23 protein-coding genes are annotated in these 23,351 nt (G+C 61.2%); 13 read left to right on the top strand and 10 right to left on the bottom strand.

The features are described from left to right. Positions 1-173 precede the first annotated feature (173 nt). From FGE21_RS03590 to FGE21_RS03605, 4 genes are read left to right on the top strand one after another with little or no spacing between them, the layout of a single operon-like run. Positions 174-851: a cell division ATP-binding protein FtsE gene (locus tag FGE21_RS03590; RefSeq protein ID WP_139661733.1), complete on the top strand. Its 678-nt coding sequence runs from the start codon at positions 174-176 to the stop codon at positions 849-851. Next, positions 848-1,741 carry an ABC transporter permease gene (locus FGE21_RS03595; protein ID WP_139661735.1) on the top strand — a complete coding sequence of 298 codons (894 nt, stop codon included), beginning with the start codon at positions 848-850 and terminating at the stop codon, positions 1,739-1,741. Before FGE21_RS03590 ends, FGE21_RS03595 begins: the two co-directional genes overlap by 4 nt. Beyond that, positions 1,738-2,487: a 1-acyl-sn-glycerol-3-phosphate acyltransferase gene (locus FGE21_RS03600; RefSeq protein ID WP_139661737.1), complete on the top strand. Its 750-nt coding sequence runs from the start codon at positions 1,738-1,740 to the stop codon at positions 2,485-2,487. Before FGE21_RS03595 ends, FGE21_RS03600 begins: the two co-directional genes overlap by 4 nt. Beyond that, positions 2,465-3,070, top strand: a complete 606-nt coding sequence (locus FGE21_RS03605) for a pyridoxamine 5'-phosphate oxidase family protein (protein ID WP_139661738.1) — start codon at positions 2,465-2,467, stop codon at positions 3,068-3,070. The genes FGE21_RS03600 and FGE21_RS03605 overlap by 23 nt, the downstream gene beginning before the upstream one ends. A 78-nt stretch (positions 3,071-3,148) precedes the next feature. Here FGE21_RS03605 and FGE21_RS03610 read toward each other — a convergent pair whose 3' ends face one another. From FGE21_RS03610 to FGE21_RS03655, 10 genes are all read right to left on the bottom strand, one after another. After that, positions 3,149-3,463, bottom strand: coding sequence for an EthD family reductase (locus FGE21_RS03610; protein WP_139661740.1), 315 nt, complete (start codon positions 3,461-3,463; stop codon positions 3,149-3,151). A gap of 113 nt (positions 3,464-3,576) precedes the next feature. Continuing rightward, on the bottom strand, positions 3,577-4,971 hold the full coding sequence (lpdA, locus tag FGE21_RS03615; RefSeq protein ID WP_139661741.1) for a dihydrolipoyl dehydrogenase: 1,395 nt from the start codon (positions 4,969-4,971) through the stop codon (positions 3,577-3,579). Positions 4,972-5,065: 94 nt separating this feature from the next. Continuing rightward, positions 5,066-5,476, bottom strand: a complete 411-nt coding sequence (locus FGE21_RS03620; RefSeq protein ID WP_139661743.1) for an MAPEG family protein — start codon at positions 5,474-5,476, stop codon at positions 5,066-5,068. 326 nt (positions 5,477-5,802) lie between these two features. Next, the gene (odhB, locus tag FGE21_RS03625) at positions 5,803-7,317 is read right to left on the bottom strand and encodes a 2-oxoglutarate dehydrogenase complex dihydrolipoyllysine-residue succinyltransferase (protein WP_139661745.1); all 1,515 of its coding nucleotides are present in this window, start codon (positions 7,315-7,317) and stop codon (positions 5,803-5,805) included. Between the two features lie 14 nt (positions 7,318-7,331). Beyond that, positions 7,332-10,283 (bottom strand): 2-oxoglutarate dehydrogenase E1 component, encoded by a 2,952-nt coding sequence (locus FGE21_RS03630; protein WP_139661746.1) that lies wholly within the window; start codon positions 10,281-10,283, stop codon positions 7,332-7,334. Between the two features lie 229 nt (positions 10,284-10,512). Further along, entirely contained in the window at positions 10,513-11,400 is an 888-nt protein-coding gene (sucD, locus tag FGE21_RS03635; protein WP_139661748.1) for a succinate--CoA ligase subunit alpha, read from the bottom strand. Between the two features lie 12 nt (positions 11,401-11,412). Further along, the gene (locus tag FGE21_RS03640; RefSeq protein WP_139661749.1) at positions 11,413-11,691 is read right to left on the bottom strand and encodes a hypothetical protein; all 279 of its coding nucleotides are present in this window, start codon (positions 11,689-11,691) and stop codon (positions 11,413-11,415) included. 1 nt (position 11,692) lies between these two features. Then, positions 11,693-12,886 (bottom strand): ADP-forming succinate--CoA ligase subunit beta, encoded by a 1,194-nt coding sequence (gene sucC / locus FGE21_RS03645; protein WP_139661751.1) that lies wholly within the window; start codon positions 12,884-12,886, stop codon positions 11,693-11,695. A gap of 789 nt (positions 12,887-13,675) precedes the next feature. Then, positions 13,676-14,638 carry a malate dehydrogenase gene (gene mdh, locus FGE21_RS03650; RefSeq protein ID WP_139661753.1) on the bottom strand — a complete coding sequence of 321 codons (963 nt, stop codon included), beginning with the start codon at positions 14,636-14,638 and terminating at the stop codon, positions 13,676-13,678. A 564-nt stretch (positions 14,639-15,202) separates the two neighbouring features. Then, positions 15,203-15,526 carry a hypothetical protein gene (locus FGE21_RS03655; RefSeq protein ID WP_139661755.1) on the bottom strand — a complete coding sequence of 108 codons (324 nt, stop codon included), beginning with the start codon at positions 15,524-15,526 and terminating at the stop codon, positions 15,203-15,205. Between the two features lie 342 nt (positions 15,527-15,868). Between FGE21_RS03655 and FGE21_RS03660 the strand changes: the two genes are divergently transcribed. From FGE21_RS03660 to FGE21_RS03700, 9 genes are all read left to right on the top strand, one after another. After that, positions 15,869-16,723: a CoA ester lyase gene (locus FGE21_RS03660; RefSeq protein WP_139661757.1), complete on the top strand. Its 855-nt coding sequence runs from the start codon at positions 15,869-15,871 to the stop codon at positions 16,721-16,723. A 38-nt stretch (positions 16,724-16,761) separates the two neighbouring features. Beyond that, positions 16,762-17,310, top strand: coding sequence for an NnrU family protein (locus tag FGE21_RS03665; RefSeq protein WP_139661758.1), 549 nt, complete (start codon positions 16,762-16,764; stop codon positions 17,308-17,310). 2 nt (positions 17,311-17,312) lie between these two features. After that, positions 17,313-17,516, top strand: coding sequence for a DUF1737 domain-containing protein (locus FGE21_RS03670; protein WP_139661760.1), 204 nt, complete (start codon positions 17,313-17,315; stop codon positions 17,514-17,516). Next, positions 17,516-18,562 carry a MaoC family dehydratase gene (locus FGE21_RS03675; RefSeq protein ID WP_139661761.1) on the top strand — a complete coding sequence of 349 codons (1,047 nt, stop codon included), beginning with the start codon at positions 17,516-17,518 and terminating at the stop codon, positions 18,560-18,562. The genes FGE21_RS03670 and FGE21_RS03675 overlap by 1 nt, the downstream gene beginning before the upstream one ends. A gap of 389 nt (positions 18,563-18,951) precedes the next feature. After that, the gene (gene sdhC, locus FGE21_RS03680; RefSeq protein WP_139661763.1) at positions 18,952-19,341 is read left to right on the top strand and encodes a succinate dehydrogenase, cytochrome b556 subunit; all 390 of its coding nucleotides are present in this window, start codon (positions 18,952-18,954) and stop codon (positions 19,339-19,341) included. 11 nt (positions 19,342-19,352) lie between these two features. Next, positions 19,353-19,724 carry a succinate dehydrogenase, hydrophobic membrane anchor protein gene (gene sdhD / locus FGE21_RS03685; protein ID WP_139661765.1) on the top strand — a complete coding sequence of 124 codons (372 nt, stop codon included), beginning with the start codon at positions 19,353-19,355 and terminating at the stop codon, positions 19,722-19,724. A 24-nt stretch (positions 19,725-19,748) separates the two neighbouring features. Next, positions 19,749-21,557, top strand: a complete 1,809-nt coding sequence (gene sdhA, locus FGE21_RS03690) for a succinate dehydrogenase flavoprotein subunit (RefSeq protein ID WP_139661766.1) — start codon at positions 19,749-19,751, stop codon at positions 21,555-21,557. Next, the gene (locus FGE21_RS03695) at positions 21,557-22,375 is read left to right on the top strand and encodes a sulfotransferase domain-containing protein (protein WP_255731336.1); all 819 of its coding nucleotides are present in this window, start codon (positions 21,557-21,559) and stop codon (positions 22,373-22,375) included. Before sdhA ends, FGE21_RS03695 begins: the two co-directional genes overlap by 1 nt. Next, complete coding sequence (locus FGE21_RS03700) at positions 22,372-23,307, top strand: hypothetical protein (protein WP_255731338.1); 936 nt, start codon at positions 22,372-22,374, stop codon at positions 23,305-23,307. Before FGE21_RS03695 ends, FGE21_RS03700 begins: the two co-directional genes overlap by 4 nt. The last annotated feature ends 44 nt before the right edge of the window (positions 23,308-23,351 follow it).

The raw sequence follows: 23,351 nt of genomic DNA on the forward strand, positions 1-23,351 counted from the left end.
CGAAAAGGGTGAATTTCCCCGCAATCATAAAGAGTTCCTGAAAGGCAAGGAAGGGCCAATCCCTGCATCCCCGACAGAATGAACACGGGCTGCCGGGCCAGGAGCCATTGAATCTGCCGCAGGGGTCGTGCACAACACCGCGGTGCAACCAAGGCAGGCACTGGGGACCTGACGTGATCGAACTCGAAGATGTGGGTTACAATTATGGCGGCGGAGAGCTGTTCAGCAATCTCTCTGTTCAACTCGCGCCCGGCTCTTTTCATTTTCTGACGGGGCCGTCGGGGGCAGGCAAAACCACACTTTTAAAGCTGTGCTACGGCGCGTTGACGCCAACCTCGGGGCGCGCAAGGGCCTTCAATATGGATGTCAAAGGGCTCGATCGGGACCAGATGGCCTATTTACGGCGTCGGGTCGGTGTCGTGCATCAGGACTGTCGTTTCCTTGACCATCTGCCGGTGGTGGAGAACATTGCGCTGCCCCTGACTGTGTCCGGTCGTGGCCTTTTGGAAGAACAGGCCAATCTGCACGAACTGATGACCTGGGTCGGACTGTCGGATCGCAAGGATGCGTTGCCGCCCGAGTTGTCGGGGGGCGAACGTCAGCGGGCGGCATTGGCCAGGGCCGTGATCCTCAGCCCGGATGTCATTATCGCGGATGAACCGACCGGCAACGTGGATTGGGAGATGTCCCAGCGCCTGTTGCGTCTGCTGGTAGAGCTGAACCACATGGGAAAGACTATTCTGGTTGCAACCCATGACATGGCGCTGATCCGCGCGGCGAAAAATCAGGTTCAGGCGCGGGTTCTGCGCATTACCAACCGGCAGTTGCAATTGGCGGGGGCAGATCTGTGAACGCGCTCCGCAAGTTGATCCTGGGTGACGCGCAGGCGGACCGCGTGGTTCCGCCATCGGGGTTCACCGCGCAGCTGACCCTGTTTGCCTCCGGGGCGATGGCGTTTCTGTGCGTTTTTGCGCTGGCCCTGTCGCTGGCCTCCGGGCGGGTCGCGCATCGCTGGTCCGAAGAGCTGGCGCGCGCGGCGACGTTGCGGATCAATGCCCCGGCAGAGCAGCGCGTGGCCCAGACCGAGGCCGCGCTTGAAATCCTACGCCAGACTCCGGGCGTGGCCTCGGCCCGCGCCTTGACCGCGGAGGAACAGGCGGCGTTGCTGGCGCCCTGGTTCGGCGCGGATGTGCCACTGGACACATTGCCGGTGCCGCAGCTGATCGAGTTGACCGAAGCCGAGCCGGGCTATGATGCCACAGGGCTGCGGTTGCGGCTTCAGGCGGAGGTGCCGGGCGCGGTGCTGGACGATCACACCCGATGGCGGCGCCCCCTGGTCGAGGCGGCGATCGCCCTGCGCCGTCTGGGCGTGGTGTCCATCGTATTGATCGGCGGCGCGATGGCGGCGATGATCACGCTGGCGGCCAATGCGGCTCTGGCGGCCAATGCGCAGGTGATCGAGGTGCTGCGGCTGGTCGGCGCGCGGGACAGCTATATCGCTCAGGCTTTTGTGCGCCGCTTTACCCTCCGGGCCTTGTCCGGTGCAGCGGTCGGGGTCGCCTTTGGCATGCTTGGGGTGTGGCTGATGCCCGAAGCCTCTGAGGAGGGCGGATTTCTCACCGGCCTGGGCTTTCAGGGCTGGCGCTGGTTGCTGCCGCTGCTGATACCACTTCTGAGCGCGCTTGTGGCCTTTGTCGCCACGACCCGTGCCGCCCGCAAAAGGTTGGGAGACCTCGCGTGACATCTATTCTGCAATACCTCCGGTCAGTGATTTACGTGGCCCAGATTTATGTGGCGATGCTGCTGATTGGCATTCTGTTCGCCCCCTATGCGATGCTGTCCAAAAACGGCGCGCGTCAGGGCTGCAAGACCTACGCCCGTTGGGCGATCTGGTCGGCGCGCTGGATGGTGGGGATACGGACCGAAATTCGCGGGCCCATACCCGAGGGCGAGGTGATCATCGCAGCCAAGCATCAGAGCTTTCTCGACATCATGATGATCTTTTTGGCGCTGCCTCAGGCCAAGTTCATCATGAAACGAGAACTGATGTGGACCCCCATTATCGGTGTCTATGCAAAACGCCTTGGATGTATTCCCGTCGACCGTGGGCGCCGGGGCGCGGCAATCGCGAAGATGGTGCAGGATGTCGCCCGCGAGTTTTCCGAGCCCGGCCAGTTGGTCATATATCCGCAAGGCACCCGAGTGGCGCCGGGCGTGGAAAAGCCATATAAATCGGGAATCAGCGTTCTCTATGAAAATCTGCAGCAACCCTGTGTGCCGGTGGCCACCAATGTGGGATTGCTGTGGCCGCGCAAGGGGATAATGCGCAAGCCGGGGCTTGGGGTCGTGGAATTTCTCGACCCGATTCCGCCGGGCCAGCCCCGTGGCGGTTTCATGGCGGATCTGGAAACACGGATCGAGACCCGCTCGAATGCATTGATGCAAGAATTGGGGTTTGAGGCAAATGGAATTCATCACGTCGATTGACGATCTGAAGGCGCTTTACGGGACCCCTGCTGCGCCTGCGCTGCGCAAGGTGGCGCGCCAGATGACGCCGCTCTACCGTAAATGGATTATGGCCTCGCGCTTGTGCATGCTTGCGACTGTGGGGGCCGACGGCACAGATGACAGTCCGCGAGGTGACGATGGCCCGGTTGTCCTTGAATTGGATCCCGGCACGCTGGCTCTGCCCGATTGGTACGGAAATAACCGGCTGGATTCCTTGCGCAATATCGTCACCGATGGGCGGGTTTCCCTGATGTTTCTGGTGCCCGGATCCAACAACGTCATACGGGTGAACGGCACGGCCCAAATCACCACCGATGCGGATTTGATGGCGAAATTCAGCAAAAAAGGCAAACTGCCGCGCACGGTCATCGTGATCAAGATTGCCGAGATCTACGGACAATGTGCCCGTGCGCTGATGCGTGCACGCACCTGGACCTCGGGCGATGAAAGCGGGGATCTGCCCTCGATGGGGGATATTATTGCGGAACAAACTGCGGGTGAGGAGGGCGGTCAAGCCTATGACACGGCCTGGGCTCCACGCGCGGCCAAGACCATGTGGTAACGAGGCCATGTGGCACCGAGGGCCATGTGGCCGCGAGGCCTGTGGTAAGCGGACAGGCCTGCTCAGACAGAGGTGAGGTCAGCTCATCAGGACCTCACCGACCAGGATCTGCGGTCGGATGGAGGTGAAATTCGCCACGTCATCAATGATCGCGCCGCCCTTTTCGCCCATCGCCTTGTCCAGGGCCTCCATGTCCGGGAAGGTGATGGTGGCAATCAGCAGATAGGGTGGGGGGATGTCGGGACCTCCGGCGAGACCGCGGGAGGCCTCTACCGTTTCGATCAAGTCTCCCCAGTGCTCCTCGATCAGCGGCAGATGGGTCTCGAGGTAGTAGTCAAAGTCAAAGGTGGCCTCGGGCGCGGCCGGGTAGAGCACTTGCAGGCTGACAGTCATTGATCTGCTCCTTTTGATAGAGGAACGGCCCACCTGGGGCGGGCCGCGTTTGGTCTCTGGCCGGGGTCATCCGGCTTGGTCTTTGTCTGGTCCTCGCCTGGTCCAGATCTGGTTTAACTGTGGATCGCACCGTCGCCGCAGGCAAGGGCGGCCTCGCGCACGGCTTCCGAGTAGGTCGGGTGGGCGTGGCAGGTCAGCGCCACATCCTCGGCGGAGGCGCCGAATTCCATCGCAACACAGAGTTCGTGAATCAGATCTCCCGCCGAGGGGCCGATGATTGCTGCCCCGAGGATGCGGTCGGTTTCGGCATCGGTGATGATCTTCACAAAGCCTTCGCCCTGATGCACGGCCTTGGCGCGGCCATTGCCCATGAAGTTGAACTTGCCAACTTTCACCCTGCGCCCCTCGGCCTTCAGCGCGTCTTCGGTGGCGCCGACGGTGGCGACCTCGGGTGTGGTATAAACGACCCCGGGAATGACGCCATAGTTCACGTGACCATGTTTGCCCGCAAGAACCTCGGCAACGGCCATGCCTTCATCCTCTGCCTTATGGGCGAGCATCGGGCCTTCGATCACGTCGCCGATGGCATAGAGGCCATTGACGTTTGTGGCCCAATGGCCATCGGTGGCGATCTGGCCGCGATCGGTCAGCTTGACGCCGAGCGCATCCAGACCGAGGCCGTCGGCATAGGGTTTGCGGCCGGTTGCCACCAGCACCACATCTGCGTCGAGTTGGTTTTCGTCACCGCCGGATTTGAGCTGGTATTTGACCTTGCCCTTGGTTTTTGTGGTCTCGACGCCCTGCACGGCCGCCCCCATGATGAAGGTGAGACCCTGCTTTTCGAGGATCCGCTTGAAAGTCCGCTGAACATCCTTGTCCATGCCGGGGCAGACCGCATCCATATATTCCACCACGGTCACCTCGGCACCGAGGCGGGCGTAGACCGAGCCCAGCTCCAGTCCGATGACACCTGCGCCGATCACGACCATTTTTTTCGGCACTTTCGGCAGCTCAAGCGCGCCGGTACTGTCGACGACGATGCCTTTTTCGTTGTCGACCTCGACGCCGGGCAGGGCGGATGGCACGGATCCGGAGGCGATCACGATGTTCTTTGCCTCATGCGTGTCGTCCCCGACCTTGACCTTGCCGGCCTCTGGGATGGAGGCCCAGCCTTTCAGCCAGTCGACCTTGTTCTTTTTCATGAGGAATTCGACGCCGGAGGTGTTTTGTCCGATGACGTCGTCCTTGTAGGCCTTCATCTGGTCCCAATCGACGGAGGGGCTTTTGCCCTTGAGACCCATGCTCGCGAAGTTGTGTTCGGCTTCATGCAGCATGTGGGTCGCGTGCAACAGGGCCTTGGACGGGATGCAGCCGACGTTGAGACAGGTGCCGCCGAGCGTTTCACGGCCCTCAACGATGGCGGTCTTCAGGCCCAGCTGTGCGCAGCGGATGGCGCAGACATATCCGCCGGGGCCTGCGCCGATGATGATGACGTCATAGGATGCCATAGGTCATGTGCTCCTTTTGGGGTTGAGCGGGGAAGGGGGCTCTGCCCCCGGCCCTGACAGGCCTCCCCCGAGGTATTGATGAAAAGATGAAAGATCATGCGAGGCCTGCGATCAGCATGGTCGCAGTGGAGAGGTAGCCGACAGCCCAGATGAGGCTGCGCCAGGGCACCCAGCCGAAGGCATAGGCCGGAATGTAGAGGACACGTGCGCCCAGATATGCAAAGGCGCAAATGCTGGTCAGAGTCGAGGATGCCTCGGCCAGGGTGACGACCACGCAGGCGATGGAGAAGAGGATCAGCCCTTCGAAGTGGTTGTTCGTTGCCCGGTAGAGCCGCGCGGTGCGTTTGGAGACCTGATCCTGCAGATCGCCCCCCATCCGGTCGCGGTCGCGGGGCCCAAGGGTTTGGCCCGGTTTCAGCTCAAGGTTTGCATGCACCGCCATCAGGGCGATCTGAAACATCTGCAAAAGCGCGGCGAGGGTGAGGGCGGTGAGTTCGAGGGGCATTGCGAGCTTATCCGTCAGTCAGGGAGGTTGAGCTTCGATCCCGCAGCCAAATCACGATGCTGCGAACGGCTGCACAGCGAGGGATGCCGACGCGCACCCAGCCGCGGATCAGGGCATCAAGACCAAACAGGTAGAGGGGGGATGACGCACCTGCATGGTTTTTATCCCGATTGCTGTCATGCCCGGCAGATATTGCCATTGTACAGAGAAGGGCCACCGGCGCCCCCAGGAGTATCAACCGAATAGGAACAGCGCGCGCTGCAGGGCGGTGGCCATCGGCCAGCCGCCCCATTGCCTCGATGCGGAACAGCGCGCGCATCGCCCTGTTACAGATCCATCAGCAGGCGGCGGGGGTCTTCCAGCGCTTCTTTGACGCGCACAAGAAAGGTCACGGCCCCTTTGCCGTCTACGATGCGGTGGTCATAGGAGAGCGCCAGATACATCATCGGGCGGATTTCCACCTTGCCGTTGATCGCCATCGGCCGGTCCTGGATCTTATGCATGCCGAGGATACCGGACTGCGGCGGGTTCAGGATCGGGGAGGACATCAGCGAGCCATATACACCGCCGTTGGAGATGGTGAAGGTGCCGCCCTGCATTTCCGCCATCGACAGCTTGCCATCGCGGGCGCGGGCGCCTTTTTCGGCGATCGCCTTCTCGATATCGGCAAAGGACATCGCATCGGCATCACGGATCACCGGCACCACGAGGCCGGTGGGCGTGCCCGCCGCGATGCCCATGTGGACGAAGTTCTTGTAGACGATGTCGGTGCCGTCAATTTCTGCGTTGACCTCAGGCACCTCGCGCAGGGCGTGGCAGCACGCCTTGGTGAAGAAGGACATGAAGCCGAGTTTGACTCCGTGCTTCTTCAGGAACAGATCTTTGTATTCATTGCGCAATGCCATCACCTCGGTCATGTCGACCTCGTTGTAGGTGGTGAGCATCGCAGCGGTGTTCTGGCTGTCTTTCAGGCGGCGCGCGATGGTCTGGCGCAGGCGGGTCATCTTCACCCGCTCTTCGCGTGCGGCGTCATCTGCGGCAACCGGCGCGCGGGTCGCAGCAGGAGCCGATGCGGCCGCGGGGGCCGATTTCGCAGCGGCCACAGCGGCGGCGACGTCTTCTTTCATGATCCGGCCGTCGCGACCTGATCCCTGAACATTGGCGGCGGAGAGCCCGGCCTCGGACATGGCCTTTTCCGCCGACGGCGCATTGGCGATGTCCTTGGATGCGGCGGCGGGGGCTGCGCTTGCAGCAGGCGCAGCAGCTGGGGCCGCCGCCCCCGAAGTCGCCGTCCCGGCGCCGTCACCGGAGATCACGCCGAGTTTGGCCGAGGCATTCACGGTCGCCCCCTCCTCGGCAGTGATTTCTGCCAGAACGCCTGCCGCCGGGGCCGGGACCTCGACGGAGACCTTGTCGGTTTCCAGCTCACAGAGCATTTCGTCCTGAGCAACCGCGTCACCGACCTTTTTGAACCAGGTGGAAACGGTGGCCTCTGTCACGCTTTCGCCGAGTGTCGGCACCATCACATCGACCGAACCGGTTTGGGCTGCGGCCGCCGGAGCGGTTTCTGCTGTCGGCTTGGCCTCGGGCGCTGCCGCCTCGCCGGCTGCGGAGATGTTGGCGAGCAGCGCATCAACGCCGACGGTATCGCCTTCGTTCGCGACGATTTCGGCCAGGGTGCCGGCTGTCGGTGCGGGGACCTCGACCGTTACTTTATCTGTTTCCAGTTCGCAGAGCATCTCGTCTTGTGCCACGGCATCGCCGGGCTTTTTGAACCAGGTTGCGACCGTTGCTTCGGTCACGGATTCGCCCAGGGTGGGCACGCGCACTTCGGTGGTCATGATCTCAATCTTCCTCAGATGCTCAGCGCTTCATCAACGAGCGCCGCTTGTTGGGCTTTGTGTTGGCTGGCCAGACCCGTTGCGGGCGAGGCCGAGGTGGCGCGACCGACATAGGCCGGACGAGTGTGCTTGGCTTTGATGCGGGTGAGAACCCATTCGATATTGGGTTCGATAAAGGTCCATGCGCCCTGGTTTTTAGGCTCTTCCTGACACCAGACCATTTCGGCATCCTTGAACCGCTCGAGTTCCTTCACCAGGCTGATCGCGGGGAAGGGATAATATTGCTCGATCCGCATGATGTAGACATCGTCGATGCCACGGGCATCACGCTCTTCCAGCAGGTCGAAATAGACTTTGCCGGAACACAGAACCACGCGTTTGATCTTCTTGTCTGCGACCAGTTTGGTTGGCGAGGCGCCGACCTCCGCATCGTCCCACAGAACCCGGTGGAAAGAGGAGCCGGTGGTGAATTCCTCAGCCTTGCTGACGGCCAGCTTGTGACGCAGCAGCGATTTTGGGGTCACGAGAATGAGCGGCTTGCGGAAGGTCCGGTGCAGCTGACGCCGCAGGATATGGAAGTAGTTCGCAGGCGTGGTGCAGTTCGCGACGATCCAGTTGTCCTGACCGCACATCTGCAGGAACCGCTCAAGCCGGGCGGAGGAATGCTCCGGGCCCTGACCCTCAAACCCATGCGGCAACAGGCAGACGAGGCCCGACATCCGCAACCATTTCGATTCGCCGGATGAGATGAACTGGTCGAACATGATCTGCGCGCCGTTGGCAAAGTCACCAAACTGCGCCTCCCAAAGCGTCAGCGCATTGGGCTCTGCAAGCGAGTAGCCATATTCAAAACCCAGCACCGCATATTCGGACAGTGCCGAGTCGATCGCCTCGTAATTGGCCTGACCGCTGCGGATGTGGTTGAGCGGGTAGTAGCGCTCTTCTGTTTCCTGGTTCACGATGCCGGAATGGCGCTGCGAGAAGGTGCCGCGGGTGGAATCCTGACCGGACAGACGCACGGGGTAGCCTTCGGTCAGAAGCGACCCGAAGGCCAGCGCCTCGCCGGTCGCCCAGTCAAAGCCCTTGCCGGTTTCGAACATCTTCTTGCGCGCATCAAGGAAGCGGCCAATGGTCTTGTGGACCGGGTAGCCGTCCGGCAGCACCGTCAGACCCCGCCCGACCTCGGCCAGCGTTTCGGGCTTGATCGCGGTTTCGCCGCGCTGATAATCCTCGTTCTGCTTGTCGAGGTGAGACCAGCGCCCGTCCAGCCAATCGGCCTTGTTCGGCTTGAAGTTCTTGCCGGCTTCGAACTCTTCGTTCAGATGCGCCTGAAACGCCGCTTTCATATCCTCGATTTCGCCCTCGGGGATCAGACCGTCCTTGACCAGCCGTTCCGTATACAGCGACAGGGTCGTCTTGTGACCCTTGATCTTTTTGTACATCAGCGGGTTGGTGAACATCGGTTCGTCACCTTCGTTGTGACCAAACCGGCGATAGCAGAAGATGTCGAGCACCACATCCTTGTGGAACTTCTGACGGAATTCGGTCGCGACCTTGGCCGCGTGCACGACCGCCTCCGGGTCGTCACCATTGACGTGAAAGATCGGCGCCTCAACCACCAGCGCGTTGTCGGTGGGATAGGGGGAGGAGCGCGAGAAATGCGGCGCCGTGGTGAACCCGATCTGGTTGTTCACGACGATATGCATTGTGCCGCCCGCCCTGTGGCCACGTACGCCGGACAAGGCAAAGCATTCGGCCACCACACCCTGACCGGCGAAAGCCGCATCGCCATGCAGCAGGATCGGCAACACGGTCATGCGATCCGCATCGTTCATCTGGTCCTGTTTGGCACGCACCTTGCCGAGAACGACGGGGTTCACCGCCTCTAGATGCGAGGGGTTGGCAGTCAGGGACAGGTGCACCTTGTTGCCGTCGAATTCGCGGTCAGATGACGCACCGAGATGGTATTTCACGTCGCCGGATCCGTCCACGTCGTCCGGTTTGAAGCTGCCGCCCTGGAATTCGTTGAAAATCGCCCGGTAGGGTTTCTGCATCACGTTGGCGAGCACCGACAGCCGGCCCCGGTGGGGCATGCCGATGACGATATCCTTGATGCCAAGGTTGCCGCCGCGCTTGATGATCTGTTCCATGGCGGGGATCAGGCTTTCGCCACCGTCCAGACCAAATCGCTTGGTCCCCATGTATTTGACGTGCAGAAACTTCTCAAAACCCTCGGCTTCCACCATCTTGTTGAGGATCGCCTTGCGGCCCTCGCGGGTGAAACGGATTTCCTTGTCGTAGCCTTCGATCCGCTCCTTCAGCCAGGCGGACTGTTCCGGATCGGAGATATGCATGTACTGCAGCGCAAAGGTGCCGCAGTAGGTGCGTTTGACGATATCGACGATCTGGCGCATGGAGGCCACCTGCAGGCCCAGCACATTGTCGATAAAGATCGGCCGGTCCATGTCGGCGTCGGTAAAGCCGTAGGTCTTCGGGTTCAGTTCCGGATGCGAGGCGGCGGCCCGCATGCCCAGCGGGTCGAGATCGGCCGCCAGGTGCCCGCGAATCCGGTAGGCCCGGATCAGCATCAGGGCCCGGATCGAATCCAGAACCGCCCGCTGGATCTGCTCATCGGAGACGGCGACCCCTTTTTCGGCGGCTTTGGCCTGGATTTTCTTGCCCGCAGCCTTGGTTTCCACCGGAGCTGGCCACTCGCCGGTCAGCGCCCCCGTCAGGTCGTCATCCGGTGCAGGGGGCCAGTCGGCACGTGCCCAGGACGGCCCCGCAGCCTCTTTCTTGACGTCGAGCTCAGCATCACCCATGGCGCGAAAGAACTCGGCCCAGGCCGCATCCACGGCGTTCGGGTCATTGGCGTATTGGGCATAAAGCTGCTCCAGATACTCCGCGTTGTGCCCCTGCATGAAAGAGGACGCGTGGAAGATATCGTTGGGGCTTTGTTCGGTCATGGGGTTGCCTCTTGTGCGTTTGGACCGTAAGCGATCAGGCCCTTGGTCGGGGACTGAAAGCCCGAAAAAGGGCGAAATATTCCGTCTCAGTATCGTGGCGGATCTTGCGGCGAAGGCGGCCATTTGGCCGCATCGGCGACAGGATCCCAGTGCAGGCAAGGGGCGGACGTCAAACGCCCACCCCAGAACAGGCTTGCGAACCCGGGTTTATTTCGGGACCGCAGGCGCATCAGCCTTGTGCGATCGCTTTCTGCACCGCTTCGCCGAGCGTGGCGGGGCTGTCGGCGACGACAATGCCTGCGGACTTCATCGCTTCGATCTTGTCCTCGGCACCGCCTTTGCCACCGGCGACAATCGCGCCCGCATGGCCCATGCGGCGGCCCGGAGGTGCCGTGCGGCCGGCAATGAAGCCTGCTGTCGGCTTCCAGCGGCCCTTTTTCTTCTGCTCTGCCATGAATTCCGCCGCTTCTTCCTCGGCAGAGCCACCGATCTCGCCGATCATGATGATCGACTGGGTCTCGGGATCGTCAAGGAACATGTCCAGCACGTCGATGTGCTCGGTGCCCTTGATCGGGTCGCCGCCGATACCCACAGCAGAGGACTGGCCGAGGCCGATGTCGGAGGTCTGTTTCACCGCCTCATAGGTCAGGGTGCCGGAGCGCGACACAACGCCGACCGAGCCACGCTTGTGGATGTGGCCGGGCATGATGCCGATCTTGCAGGCATCCGGGGTGATCACGCCGGGGCAGTTCGGGCCAATGAGGCGCGATTTGGAGCCCTCGAGTGCCCGTTTCACCTTCATCATGTCCAGAACCGGAATGCCTTCGGTGATGCAGACAATGAGTTCCATCTCGGCGTCGATCGCCTCAAGGATGGAATCGGCTGCAAACGGCGGCGGCACGTAGATCACGGATGCATTGGCCTCGGTCACGTGCTTGGCTTCATGCACGGAGTTGAAGACCGGCAGGCCGAGATGGTCCTGACCGCCTTTGCCCGGAGTGACGCCGCCGACCATCTTGGTGCCATAGGCGATGGCCTGCTCGGAGTGGAAGGTGCCCTGCGAGCCGGTGAAGCCCTGACAGATGACTTTGGTGTTTTCGTCGATAAGGACTGCCATTGGGGAAGTCTCCTACAAAAAATTGACTGCGCTGGCTGCATGCCAACAAGTGAAGCAAAAGGCGGCAAGGGTGGCAAAACGAAGACCCAAAACTTGAACCATCAGCATTTGCGGATGTTGTTTGAAACCTTCAAAGTCACCCCAGCCGTATTCGTCAGCAATATCTCGTTGTCCCTTGAGCAAGCTGCTTTCGCCGCGTGTCTTCCTCATGGCTTCTGCACCGAGCAGAATAAGCCCCATGAACACGAATACGGCAAAGCCGACGCTTGCTATGGCAACGTGATTGACCAACTCAGCCCTTGACCGCTTTCACGATCTTCTCGGCACCATCGGACAGGTCATCCGCCGCGATCACGTTCAGGCCGGAAGATGCGATGATCTCTTTGCCCTTCTCGACGTTGGTACCCTCAAGGCGCACCACCAGCGGAACCTGTAGGCCGACTTCTTTCACAGCGGCGATCACGCCCTCGGCGATGACGTCGCAGCGCATGATGCCGCCGAAGATGTTCACGAGGATGCCTTTGACGTTCGGATCAGAGGTGATGATCTTGAAGGCCTCGGTCACTTTCTCTTTGGTGGCGCCGCCGCCGACGTCGAGGAAGTTCGCAGGCTCCGCACCGTAGAGTTTGATGATGTCCATGGTGGCCATCGCCAGACCCGCGCCGTTCACCATGCAGCCGATCTCACCGTCGAGCGCGATGTAGTTCAGGTCATACTTGGAGGCTTCCAGCTCTTTGGGGTCTTCCTCGGTGGTGTCGCGCAGCTCGGCGATGTCGGCGTGGCGATAGATTGCGTTGCCGTCAAAACCGACCTTGGCATCCAGCACCTTGAGATCACCGCTGTCGGAGACGATCAGCGGGTTGATCTCCAGCATCTCCATGTCCTTGTCCATGAAGGCCTGATAGAGCTGACCCATCAATTTGACGCATTGTTTGATCTGTGCGCCCTTGAGGCCGAGGGTGAAGGCGATCCGGCGGCCGTGATAGGCCTGATATCCGGTGGCGGGATCAACCGAGAAAGACAGGATCTTTTCCGGGGTCGCGGCGGCAACTTCCTCGATGTCCATGCCACCTTCGGTGGAGCAGACGAACGACACGCGCGAGGTCACGCGATCCACCAGCAGTGCGAGGTAGAGTTCGGTTTCGATGCCGGAGCCCGCTTCGATGTAGATGCGGTTGACTTGTTTTCCCGCAGGGCCGGTCTGGTGCGTTACCAGAGTGCGCCCGAGCATCTTTTTCGCTTCTTCTGACGCTTCTTCAACCGATTTGGTCAGGCGCACGCCGCCTTTTTCACCGGCATCGGCCTCCTTGAAGGAGCCCTTGCCGCGACCGCCTGCATGGATCTGGGCTTTGACAACCCAGAGCGGGCCGTCCAGCTCGCCTGCAGCGGTTTTTGCCTCGTCGGCTTTTAGTACGACCCGCCCATCGGAAACCGGCGCGCCGTAGCTGCGGAGGAGGGCCTTGGCCTGATATTCGTGGATGTTCATCTGAAACTGTCCCGTCTGGCTACACTTGTCCCTTGTTAGTACGCCTTCTTCAAACAGGAGGTTAAAGGGTTTTTTGCTGGACTGGCGCTAAATGATGAAGATTTTCTGGATATGTGATCACACGCTCCGACAGTGTGATCACATATCGCATAGCTGCCCAAATTCGATTCGAATCCACGGCCTCTGATCGCTAAAATCATCCATAATTGATCGTCAAGGGATTTTGCGAATTCACTCGGCGGGGGACGACAGCGAGGTTGGCCTCTGTGAGATATTCTGATCCGTTGCAGGGGGCAGGGGCGCGGTTTTGCTGAGGCCTGATTGTGCGCACCGCCGCAGACCGTACCAGGTGACCCGCACTGAGGCGCCTTTCGACCGGGTGACATGGAGCGCTCCACCACCCAACAGCAACACGACTACGGCAAAGCAAATCAGCAAACAGGCCCACAGGGGGGCAGAAGACAGGAAGTCTGTCATGGCATCCTCCGGTAACGACAAGATTTGATTGATTTTGCGACGGTAGACCCGTGCTTTTTACCGAGAGGTGCCCATTCTGTCCGGCGTCGCCCCTCTAGAAGGAAATTCCCCTCTCAAACCAACGATATTCGATTCTGGTAGGGCGTTTGTGACGATCATGTAAGAGATTTATGACGCCGCGCTTGGCATGGCGGTCGCGCGTGGCGCTTCTGTTTGCGCAGAAGCCCAACGATGCCAACTAGAATGATGCCGAATAGAAAAAAGCGCCCTCTTGAGGGCGCTTTTTGTGTCCTGCTTCTCGCGGGAAAGGGGTCAGGTCAGCGAGGTGTCGATTGCTTTGCAGGCGTCGACGAGGCCTTTGACAGCGGTGACCGATGCGTCGAACATGGCCTGCTCTTCGGATGTCAGCTTGATGTCGACGACACGTTCGATGCCGCCGGCCCCGATCACGGTCGGAACGCCGACATACATGCCGTTCAGCCCCAGCGCACCGTCCACATAGGCGGCACAGGGGAGGACCCGTTTCTGATCCTTGAGGAATGCTTCGGCCATTTCAATCGCGGAGGTGGCAGGCGCGTAGAAGGCGGAGCCGGTCTTCAGCAGGCCAACAATTTCCGCGCCGCCGTCCCGGGTCCGCTGAACGATGGCGTCCAGTTTATCCTGGGTGGTCCAACCCATCTGCACCAGATCGGGCAGAGGAATGCCTGCAACGGTGGAGTAGCGAACGGAGGGCACCATGGTGTCGCCGTGGCCGCCCAGCACAAATGCGGTAACGTCCTTCATGGAGACGTTGAATTCCTCTGCAAGGAAGTGGCGGAAACGTGCGGAATCAAGCACGCCAGCCATGCCGCAGACCTTTTCATGCGGAAGGCCGGAGAATTCGCGCAGCGCCCAGACCATCGCATCAAGCGGGTTGGTGATGCAGATGACGAATGCGTCGGGAGCGTTGTCGCGAATGCCTTCGCCGACTGATTTCATCACTTTGAGGTTGATGCCCAACAGGTCGTCGCGGCTCATGCCGGGTTTGCGCGGTACGCCAGCCGTGACGATGCAGACGTCTGCGCCTGCGATGTCGGCATAGTCCTGTGTGCCTTTCAGGCTGGCATCAAAGCCTTCTGACGGACCGGATTCAGCAATATCCAGCGCTTTGCCTTCTGGGGTGCCCTCGGCAATGTCGAACAAAACGACGTCGCCAAGTTCCTTGAGGGCTACGAGATGCGCGAGGGTGCCACCGATCTGACCTGCGCCAATAAGGGCGATTTTGGGTCGTGCCATGGGATAATCTCTCCGGTCCGGTTGATTTCTGCACCGATGCCTAAGGCGTTCGGCTGCGCCGCGCAAGTGTTCTGCGATGCAGCACCCCCGGAGAGCGGGGGTATTTTCAGAATGTTTGCGCCCGGAAAACCACCGGGCCAGAAAAACCACCGGACCAGAACTCTGCCAGAACGGGGCCAGAGATACCATGGTGCACATGCCAACCCCGAAGTGCTGCGCGCGCCGGGTGAAGCTGGACACAGGAATGTCGATTCGGTGTGGCCAGCGTGTCACCAACCATCGGCATGGGACGCCGCCAGAAAGCGTTCATGGGACGCCGCCAGAGGAGGTCGCCAGAAGCCGCCAGAAAACATGCGCGCGGACGTGTTTTTCGTGGGCGCCGCTTTTTGGGCGCCGTCACACTGATTTGGTTCCGCGATATTCCATGCGCAGGCTTTTGATCGGCGCGAAGGGAGCGCACGATCAAAAAAGCCAACAGGAAAAGCCTGCCGACGTTCCGCCAGCGGGTTGGTCAACGCAGGCCATTGTTTGGCAGGCGCGGACCTCAAGGTTGCGGCATTCGGGTCAGGCGTCGGTGTCCATGGCGGGAAGCGCTTCGGCCAGGATCTCGTAGGACTGACCAGAGGCGACCAGACAGGTCATGCCATTTGCCGTGGTGACGGTGATGGTCCAGGATCCCGTTTCACCCGAGGCAAAGGTCTCCATTACCATGCCTTGCTGGCCCATACCGATACTCTGGCGGCTCTCGCCATATTTCTCGGCGAGCCGTTTGATCACAAGCTCTCTCGGGGCACAGTTTTGCCCCTGGGCTTGACTCTGGGCCGCGGCGGTTTGTGCGGAAACTGCCAGTGCAAGGCCCGCGAACAATGTAAAAAGCGTCTTTTTCATAGGTTTTACCCCTTTCGGAACGGTGCCCCAATGGGGTGCCGAAAGAGCACCCCGGTCGCCTGGGGTGGACCGGTTTTCTGGTGACGTAATCATGACTGCGGGCCCTAGGCCCACCGGGCGCCGGAGTGGAACAATGCCACCGGAGGAGAGCGCCAGTCCGTCTAGATTGGCATAGAGGTCCTGATAACTGGTTAATGGGGCGTTCATAAGTGAATTCAACGGCTTGCCATGGTCTTGGCGGCGAATTCGCGGAGCTTTTCTGCGCCGCGGCAATTTTTTTATTGAAAATAATCAGTCATGATTGTAGCTAAATTCGTAATAAAATTTCTTGGAGGATCGCCTGTGACCCGACGCGCCCGCCCGTACCGTTCCGCCTTGTATATCCCGGGCTCCAAGCCGCGCGCGTTGGACAAGGCGCGTAGCCTGGCTATCGATGCCATTATTTTTGACCTTGAGGATGCGGTTGCTGCCGATGAAAAGGACAACGCCCGCGCCACTCTCGCCGCTGCACTGAAGCTGGGGGGCTATGGGCCGCGTGTCAGGATTGTGCGTCTGAACGGGCTCGACACCGAATGGGGCCGCCGGGATGCGGAGGCTGTGGCAGAGATGGACTGTGATGCGGTTCTTCTTCCCAAGGTGTCTTCGCCCGATGATCTCGACGCGCTGGCCGGGATCACTGGCGAGATGCCGATTTGGGCGATGATGGAAACACCAAACGGCATATTGAACGCGGGCTTGATCGCCGCGCATCCCCTGTTGCAGGGCATGGTGATGGGAACCAACGATCTGGCCAAGGAGATGCAAACCCGGTTTCGTCCGGACCGGTTGCCGCTGATGGCCGGGCTGGGATTATGTCTGCTCGCGGCCAAGGCCGAAGGGAAGTTGATCCTCGATGGGGTCTACAACGCATTCAAGGATGACGACGGGCTGCGGGAGGAATGCAGCCAGGGCCGCGACATGGGGTTCGATGGCAAGACATTGATCCATCCCGCGCAGGTCGATATTGCCAACGCGGCCTTTGCGCCCTCGGCTGACGAGGTTGACCTTGCGCGGCGCCAGATCGCGGCCTTTGAGGCGGCAGAGGCCGCAGGACAAGGCGTTGCGGTGGTGGACGGGAAGATTGTCGAGAACCTGCATGTGGTGTCGGCGCGTGAAATTCTCGGAAAAGCGGATGCAATTGCGGAGATCACGGGCTAGTCATTGACGCAGGCACCCGTCTTGCGTTGGAGAAAGACATGGCACTTTTGATTTTCGGCATCGTCCTGTGGTGGGCGGCGCATTTGTTCAAACGATTGGCACCGGGTCCGCGCGCGGCCCTGGGTGCCCGTGGCAAGGGGTTGGTTGCCCTCGCACTTGTGGCCAGCGTCGTGTTGATGATCTTCGGGTTTCGGGGTGCAGACTACATCCATGTCTGGGCGCCGCCTGCGCCCATGGTGCATCTGAACAATACATTGATGGTGCTGGCGCTGTTCTTCACCAGCCCGGGGCCACGCAAAGGGGCGCTGTTTTACAAGATGCGCCACCCGCAGCTGTTTGGGTTTTCGATCTGGGCCGTGGCGCATCTGCTGGTCAACGGGGATCTCGCGTCGGTGCTGCTTTTCGGATCGATGTTGCTCTGGGCCGGAGTTGAGGTCGCGATGATCAACAAAGCCGAACCCGAGTGGACGCCGGGCCCCAGGGGCACTGTTGCCAAGGGGCTGATGTTCCTCGTCATCTCTGTTCTGCTGGTCGGCGTGATCGGCTATATTCACGGCCTTGTCGGGCCTTCACCTTTTCCGGGGTAACCATGAAACTCTATCGATTTCTGAGCGAGGATGACACCTCTGCCTTTTGCCACAAGGTCACCGATGCATTGAACAAGGGCTGGCAGCTGCATGGCGGCCCGACGCAGGCCTTTGATCCGGTGAAGGGGATCATGCGCTGCGGCCAGGCGGTGGTGAAAGAGGTGGACGGCACCTATACGCCCGACACCAAGTTGGGAGAGCACTGATGGCGACCCCGCGGCAGGCAAAGACCAATGCTGGGCGGTTTTTCGAGGACTATTCTCTGGGCGATGTGATCCGCCATGCGGTGCCCCGCACCGTCTCCGGGGGGGAGCGGGCCTTGTACCATGCGCTCTATCCGGCGCGCCATGCGATGTATTCCTCAGATGAATTCGCCCGCAGGTCCGGCCTGCCGCAGGCACCGTTGGATGATCTGGCGGCCTTTCATATCGTCTTTGGCAAAACGGTGCCCGATATCTCGCTGAACGCGGTTGCGAACCTTGGCTATGCCGAAGGCCATTGGCATCTGCCGGTCTATATGGGCGACACTCTGCGCGCCGAGAGCGAAGTGATCGGGCTGAAGCAGAACTCCAACGGCAAGACGGGCGTGGTCTGGGTGCGGACGCGGGGGCTCAATCAGCGCGATGACACCGTGATGGAATATGTGCGCTGGGTGATGGTGCGCAAGGGCGATCCGGCGGCTGCCGCGCCCGAAACGGTGGTGCCGGCGCTGGCGGGCGCGATTGAGCCTGCGCAGTTGACCGTGCCGGCCGGGCTCGATTTTTCGACCTATGATTTCAGCCTCGCAGGCGAGCCGCACCGGTGGGGAGATTACGAGATCGGAGAAACCATCGATCACGTGGATGGCGTGACGGTGGAAGAGGCCGAGCATATGCTGGCGACCCGCCTGTGGCAGAACACGGCCAAAGTGCATTTCGACACCACGGCCCGCCCCGACGGGTCGCGCCTGATCTACGGAGGTCACGTGATTTCGATGGCGCGGGCGCTGTCTTTCAACGGGTTGGCCAACGCGCAGATGATCGTCGGCTTGAACGGCGGAGCGCATGCGAACCCTTGCCTTGCAGGCACGACGATCCGGGCCTGGTCCGAGGTTCTGGACAAGGCGGAGACAGCAGCCCCCGGTGTCGGCGCCATTCGGCTGCGGCTTGTCGCGACCTCGGGCGGGGCGCCATTCTGTCTCCGGACGGAGGAGGGAAAATACTGCCCCGAGGTGCTGCTGGATCTGGACTACTGGGCGCTGATGCCGCTCTAGGCGCGAATATCGAAAGACCCCGCCATCCTGCGGCGATGTCCACCATACTCTGCCATTCCGGGGAGGACGCATTAACCTCACGGCAGGAGCTTTATGATCTATGAGGCTTCTGTACTTGTCTGGTTTCGGTACGGATCTCAACGTGTCATGCGCAAGAGGCGGCAGAACAGTGCGCGTCCTGTCAGATGCCGCGGAGGCGGCCGTTCGGCTCATTGATTCTGAGTAATCTTATAGGGAATTATTTTGTGATCACGCTATTCGGGGATGTGATCACATAGGTCAATATTTACCTCAAACCGAAGCGATAACTGGCAATTTTTACCACTCGTTTGCGTGACAGTGCGCAAAAATAGGATAGAACGTCGTCAGCTAACCGGAAAGGAGCCACCATGGCCGATGTCAATCGGGGCAATCGCCCGCTTTCGCCCTTTATGATTGGGCCGTACTACCGGCCGCAGCTTACCTCCATCTCCTCCATCATGGTCCGGATCACCGGCATTGCGGCGCTGGGTGCGGCGCTTCTGGTGGTGTGGTGGCTGTTGGCGGCTGCGACCTCCGCGTCGGGATTTGCCTTCATTGATGGCCTCCTGCGCAGCATCCTTGGCGATATTGTGTTGCTGGGCGCCACCTGGGCGATCTTTTATCACATGCTGGGTCGCCTGCGTCACGTCATCTGGGATTTCGGCTACTGCCTCGAAGTCGCCATCTCCGAGAAAATGGCGATCGGCATGTTTGTGGGCGCCACCGTCCTGACCATCCTCGCGGCGATCTTGGTGTAAGGAGAGGGACGATGAGATATCTGACAGATCGCAAACGCGCCGCAGGTCTGGGCGCAGGGGGCACCGGCACCCATCATCACTGGCAGATGATGGTCACGTCCATCCTGCTGGTTGTTCTGGTTCCGGCTTTCGTGATCACCTTCGGTCTTGGTCTTGGCGGCTCCTACGAGGACGTGCTGGCCTATTACGAGCGCCCGGTTCCGGCGATCATCACCGGGCTGACGCTGGTGGTGGGCATCATCCACCTGATGCGCGAAACACAGGTCGCGGTAGAGGACTATGTTCACGGCATCACCGGCAAGCTGACGCTGATTGCGGTGGCCGCCTTTTCCTACACCCTGATTGCCACGGGTCTTTTTGCCCTCGTCAAGCTCGCTCTTTGATCCGCGCGGTAAGGAACACATACGATGACAGCAACATACGAATATGAAACCCACGAATATGACGTGGTGGTTGTCGGCGCTGGTGGCGCGGGGCTGCGCGCGACGCTTGGCATGGCCGAGCAGGGCCTTCGGACGGCCTGTGTCACAAAGGTCTTCCCGACGCGCTCGCATACCGTGGCCGCCCAGGGCGGCATCGCCGCCAGCCTGGGCAACATGGGCCCGGACAGCTGGCAGTGGCACATGTATGACACCGTCAAGGGCTCCGACTGGCTGGGCGATACCGACGCGATGGAATACCTCGCGCGGGAGGCCCCAAAGGCGGTCTATGAGCTGGAGCATTACGGGGTGCCGTTCAGCCGCACCGAGGAGGGCAAGATCTATCAGCGCCCCTTCGGTGGCCATACGACCGAGTTTGGCGAAGGCCCCCCGGTGCAGCGCACCTGTGCGGCGGCCGACCGGACCGGCCATGCGATCCTGCACACGCTCTATGGTCAGTCGCTGAAGAACAACGCCGAATTCTATGTCGAATATTTCGCCATCGACCTGATCATGTCCGACGACGGGCAATGTCAGGGCGTTGTGTGCTGGAAGCTCGACGATGGCACCATGCATGTCTTCAACGCCAAGATGGTGGTGCTGGCGACCGGCGGCTACGGCCGCGCCTATTTCTCGGCGACTTCGGCCCATACCTGCACCGGCGACGGTGGCGGCATGGTCGCACGCGCAGGCCTGCCCCTGCAGGACATGGAATTCGTGCAATTCCACCCGACCGGCATCTACGGCTCCGGCTGTCTGATCACCGAGGGCGCGCGCGGTGAGGGCGGCTATCTGACCAACTCCGAAGGCGAACGCTTCATGGAGAGGTATGCGCCGAACTACAAGGACCTCGCGCCCCGCGACTATGTCTCCCGGTCCATGACCATGGAGATCCGCGAAGGCCGCGGTGTCGGCGAGGAGGGGGATCACATCCACCTGAACCTCAGCCACCTGCCGCCCGAAGCTTTGGCAGAGCGGCTGCCGGGCATTTCCGAGTCGGCCAAGATCTTCGCCGGTGTGGATGTCACCAAGGAACCGATCCCGGTTCTGCCGACCGTGCACTACAACATGGGCGGCATTCCCACCAACTACTGGGGCGAAGTGCTGAACCCGAGCGAAGACAACCCGACCGGCGTCGTTCCGGGCCTGATGGCCGTGGGCGAGGCGGGCTGTGCGTCGGTGCATGGCGCCAACCGACTGGGATCGAACTCGCTCATCGACCTCGTGGTCTTTGGTCGCGCCTCGGCCATTCGCGCAGGCAAGGTGGTGGATCCGGAAGCGCCGAATCCGGTGCCGAATCAGGCCTCCATCGACAAGGCGTTCGACCGTTTCGACACGCTGCGCAATGCCAATGGCGGCACCCCCACCGCAGAGTTGCGTCTGGAAATGCAGCGCACCATGCAGGCGGATGCTGCGGTGTTCCGCACCGACAAGACGCTGAAGGAAGGCGTCGAGAAAATGGGCGCGATCGCGGCCAAGCTGGATGATCTCAAGGTCACGGACCGCTCGCTGGTGTGGAACTCCGACCTGATGGAAACCCTCGAGCTGACCAACCTGATGCCGAATGCGCTGGCCACCATCGTCGGTGCAGAGGCGCGCAAGGAAAGCCGCGGCGCCCATGCTCACGAGGATTATTCGACCCGCGATGATGAGAACTGGCGGGTGCATACCGTGGCGCGGGTCGAAGGGACCAAGACGACGCTCAGCTTCCGCCCGGTGATCACCGAACCGCTCTCGACCGAGGCGGAAGGCGGCATTTCGCTGGCGAAGATCGCCCCGAAGGCCCGCACCTTCTGATGACCTCAGCGCCTCCCCGAATCCTGTGCATTGGCACGCATCACAAGACGGGTACCGTCTGGATGCGGCGTGTCTGGCGCTTGATCGGAGAGGCGCTGGATATCCCTTTCGTGCCGGTTCACAATCCGGCAAAATGGCACAAGATCCCGTCGACCGGGCGCGTCATCGTGGTCAACTGGGCGGGCAGTTTCGCGCCAGAGCTGTTCGATCAGCCGGATGCCCGGTTTCTTCACATCATCCGCGATCCCCGCGACGTCTTGTTGTCCGGCGCCCGCTACCACGAGACGAGCCCTGGCCGTCAGGAACGGTTCCTTCATGGGGCGCGGGCGGATTTGGACGGCAGGAGCTATCAGGAGCATCTTCAGGCGCTGCCGGACGTGGAGGCGAAGCTTGCGTTCGAGATGCAGAATATGCATCTGAAGACGCTCACTGAAATGCTGGGCTGGCCCTATGGCCACCCGCGGGCGCTGGATCTGCGCTATGAAGACATGATTGCGGATCATGATTGTGCGCAGTTCATCGATGTGCTGCGGTTCTTCGGTCTGGACCAGGCCGAGATTGAAACCGCGCGTCAGATCTATTTCGAGAATTCCCTGTTCGGTGGTCTGCGCACGGACACAGGAACCGGGCGCACTGCGACCCATGTGAACTCCGGCGCCGCCCGCCAATGGCCCGCCGCGTTGCCACTGGATACCGCACGCCTGTATCTTGATCGACACGGAGAGGACCTGATCACCTTGGGGTATGAGGCGGACAAAGGCTGGTTGGCCAGGATCGAAACAGTCCCTTTGGCCCGAGCGGCAGGGGGATCGGCATGACCCCTGTCGCAACAGCGCCGCACAGACCCCATTCAGCACCCGATGCAGCAACCCCTGCAGCAGCAACCCATGCAGCAACCGGGGCGGCACCCCCCTGGCAGGCCCTCGGGATTGAGCCCGCCCGCGCACTCCGCGTGGTCGGGATGCGGCGATCCGGCAACCACGCGATCTGCAACTGGCTGCAGCGCAATGCCCAGGGCGGACGGTCGCTGTTCCTGAACAACTGTCGCCCCGGTACAGATCCGCTGCGCAGCTGCAACGGCCTTGAGGTCTCCGGCCAGCCACGCTCGGACGAGCCCATGGCCGAGAGCGCGCGTGCTGCCGGTGATGGCGCGTTGCTGCTTGTCTCCTATGAGGACACGGCGCATGGGCGTTTCGGTGACGCACGACCCCTGTCCGGCCCCCATGCGGACGCGAGTTTCGACATGGATGTGCTGATCTATCGGAGTGCGCTGAACTGGATCGCATCGCTGCTGAAGAAGTTGCAGGCCAACGAGACCTATCACCCCGTCGACAGGATGGCCGTTCTGGTCCGGGCTCTGGCCACCTATGGCGATCTGCTGGATGAGGTGGCAGCCGCGGCCACGACAGGGCGCGTGGCGATTTGCTACGACCGCTGGCTCCGGGACGAGCTGTACCGCGCGCGCGTGCTCAGCGATCTGGGTCTGCCGCTGCAGGACAATGACCTCGGAGAGGTCCAAAGCTACGGAGGGGGATCCAGCTTTCAGAAGGAAGCCCTCCATGCCAGTGATCTCAGGCCTGATGAGCGCTGGAGTGCGATGCTGGATGACCCCGAATATCAGGCGCTGCTGCGCCTCGCCGCGCTGGACAGCAGGTTCTGCCAACGCGTTGCCGCGTTCTTTCCCGAGGATGCAGACCGGTTGGCGCGGATTGGCCGGCTCCCCGGTTTCAGCACCGAGGGTCTGACATGAGCCAAGCCACCCGTTTCACGCGCGCTGGTCGCGCCCCGAATGAC

This window comes from Phaeobacter sp. B1627 (assembly GCF_006265095.1).
Taxonomy (GTDB): domain Bacteria; phylum Pseudomonadota; class Alphaproteobacteria; order Rhodobacterales; family Rhodobacteraceae; genus Epibacterium.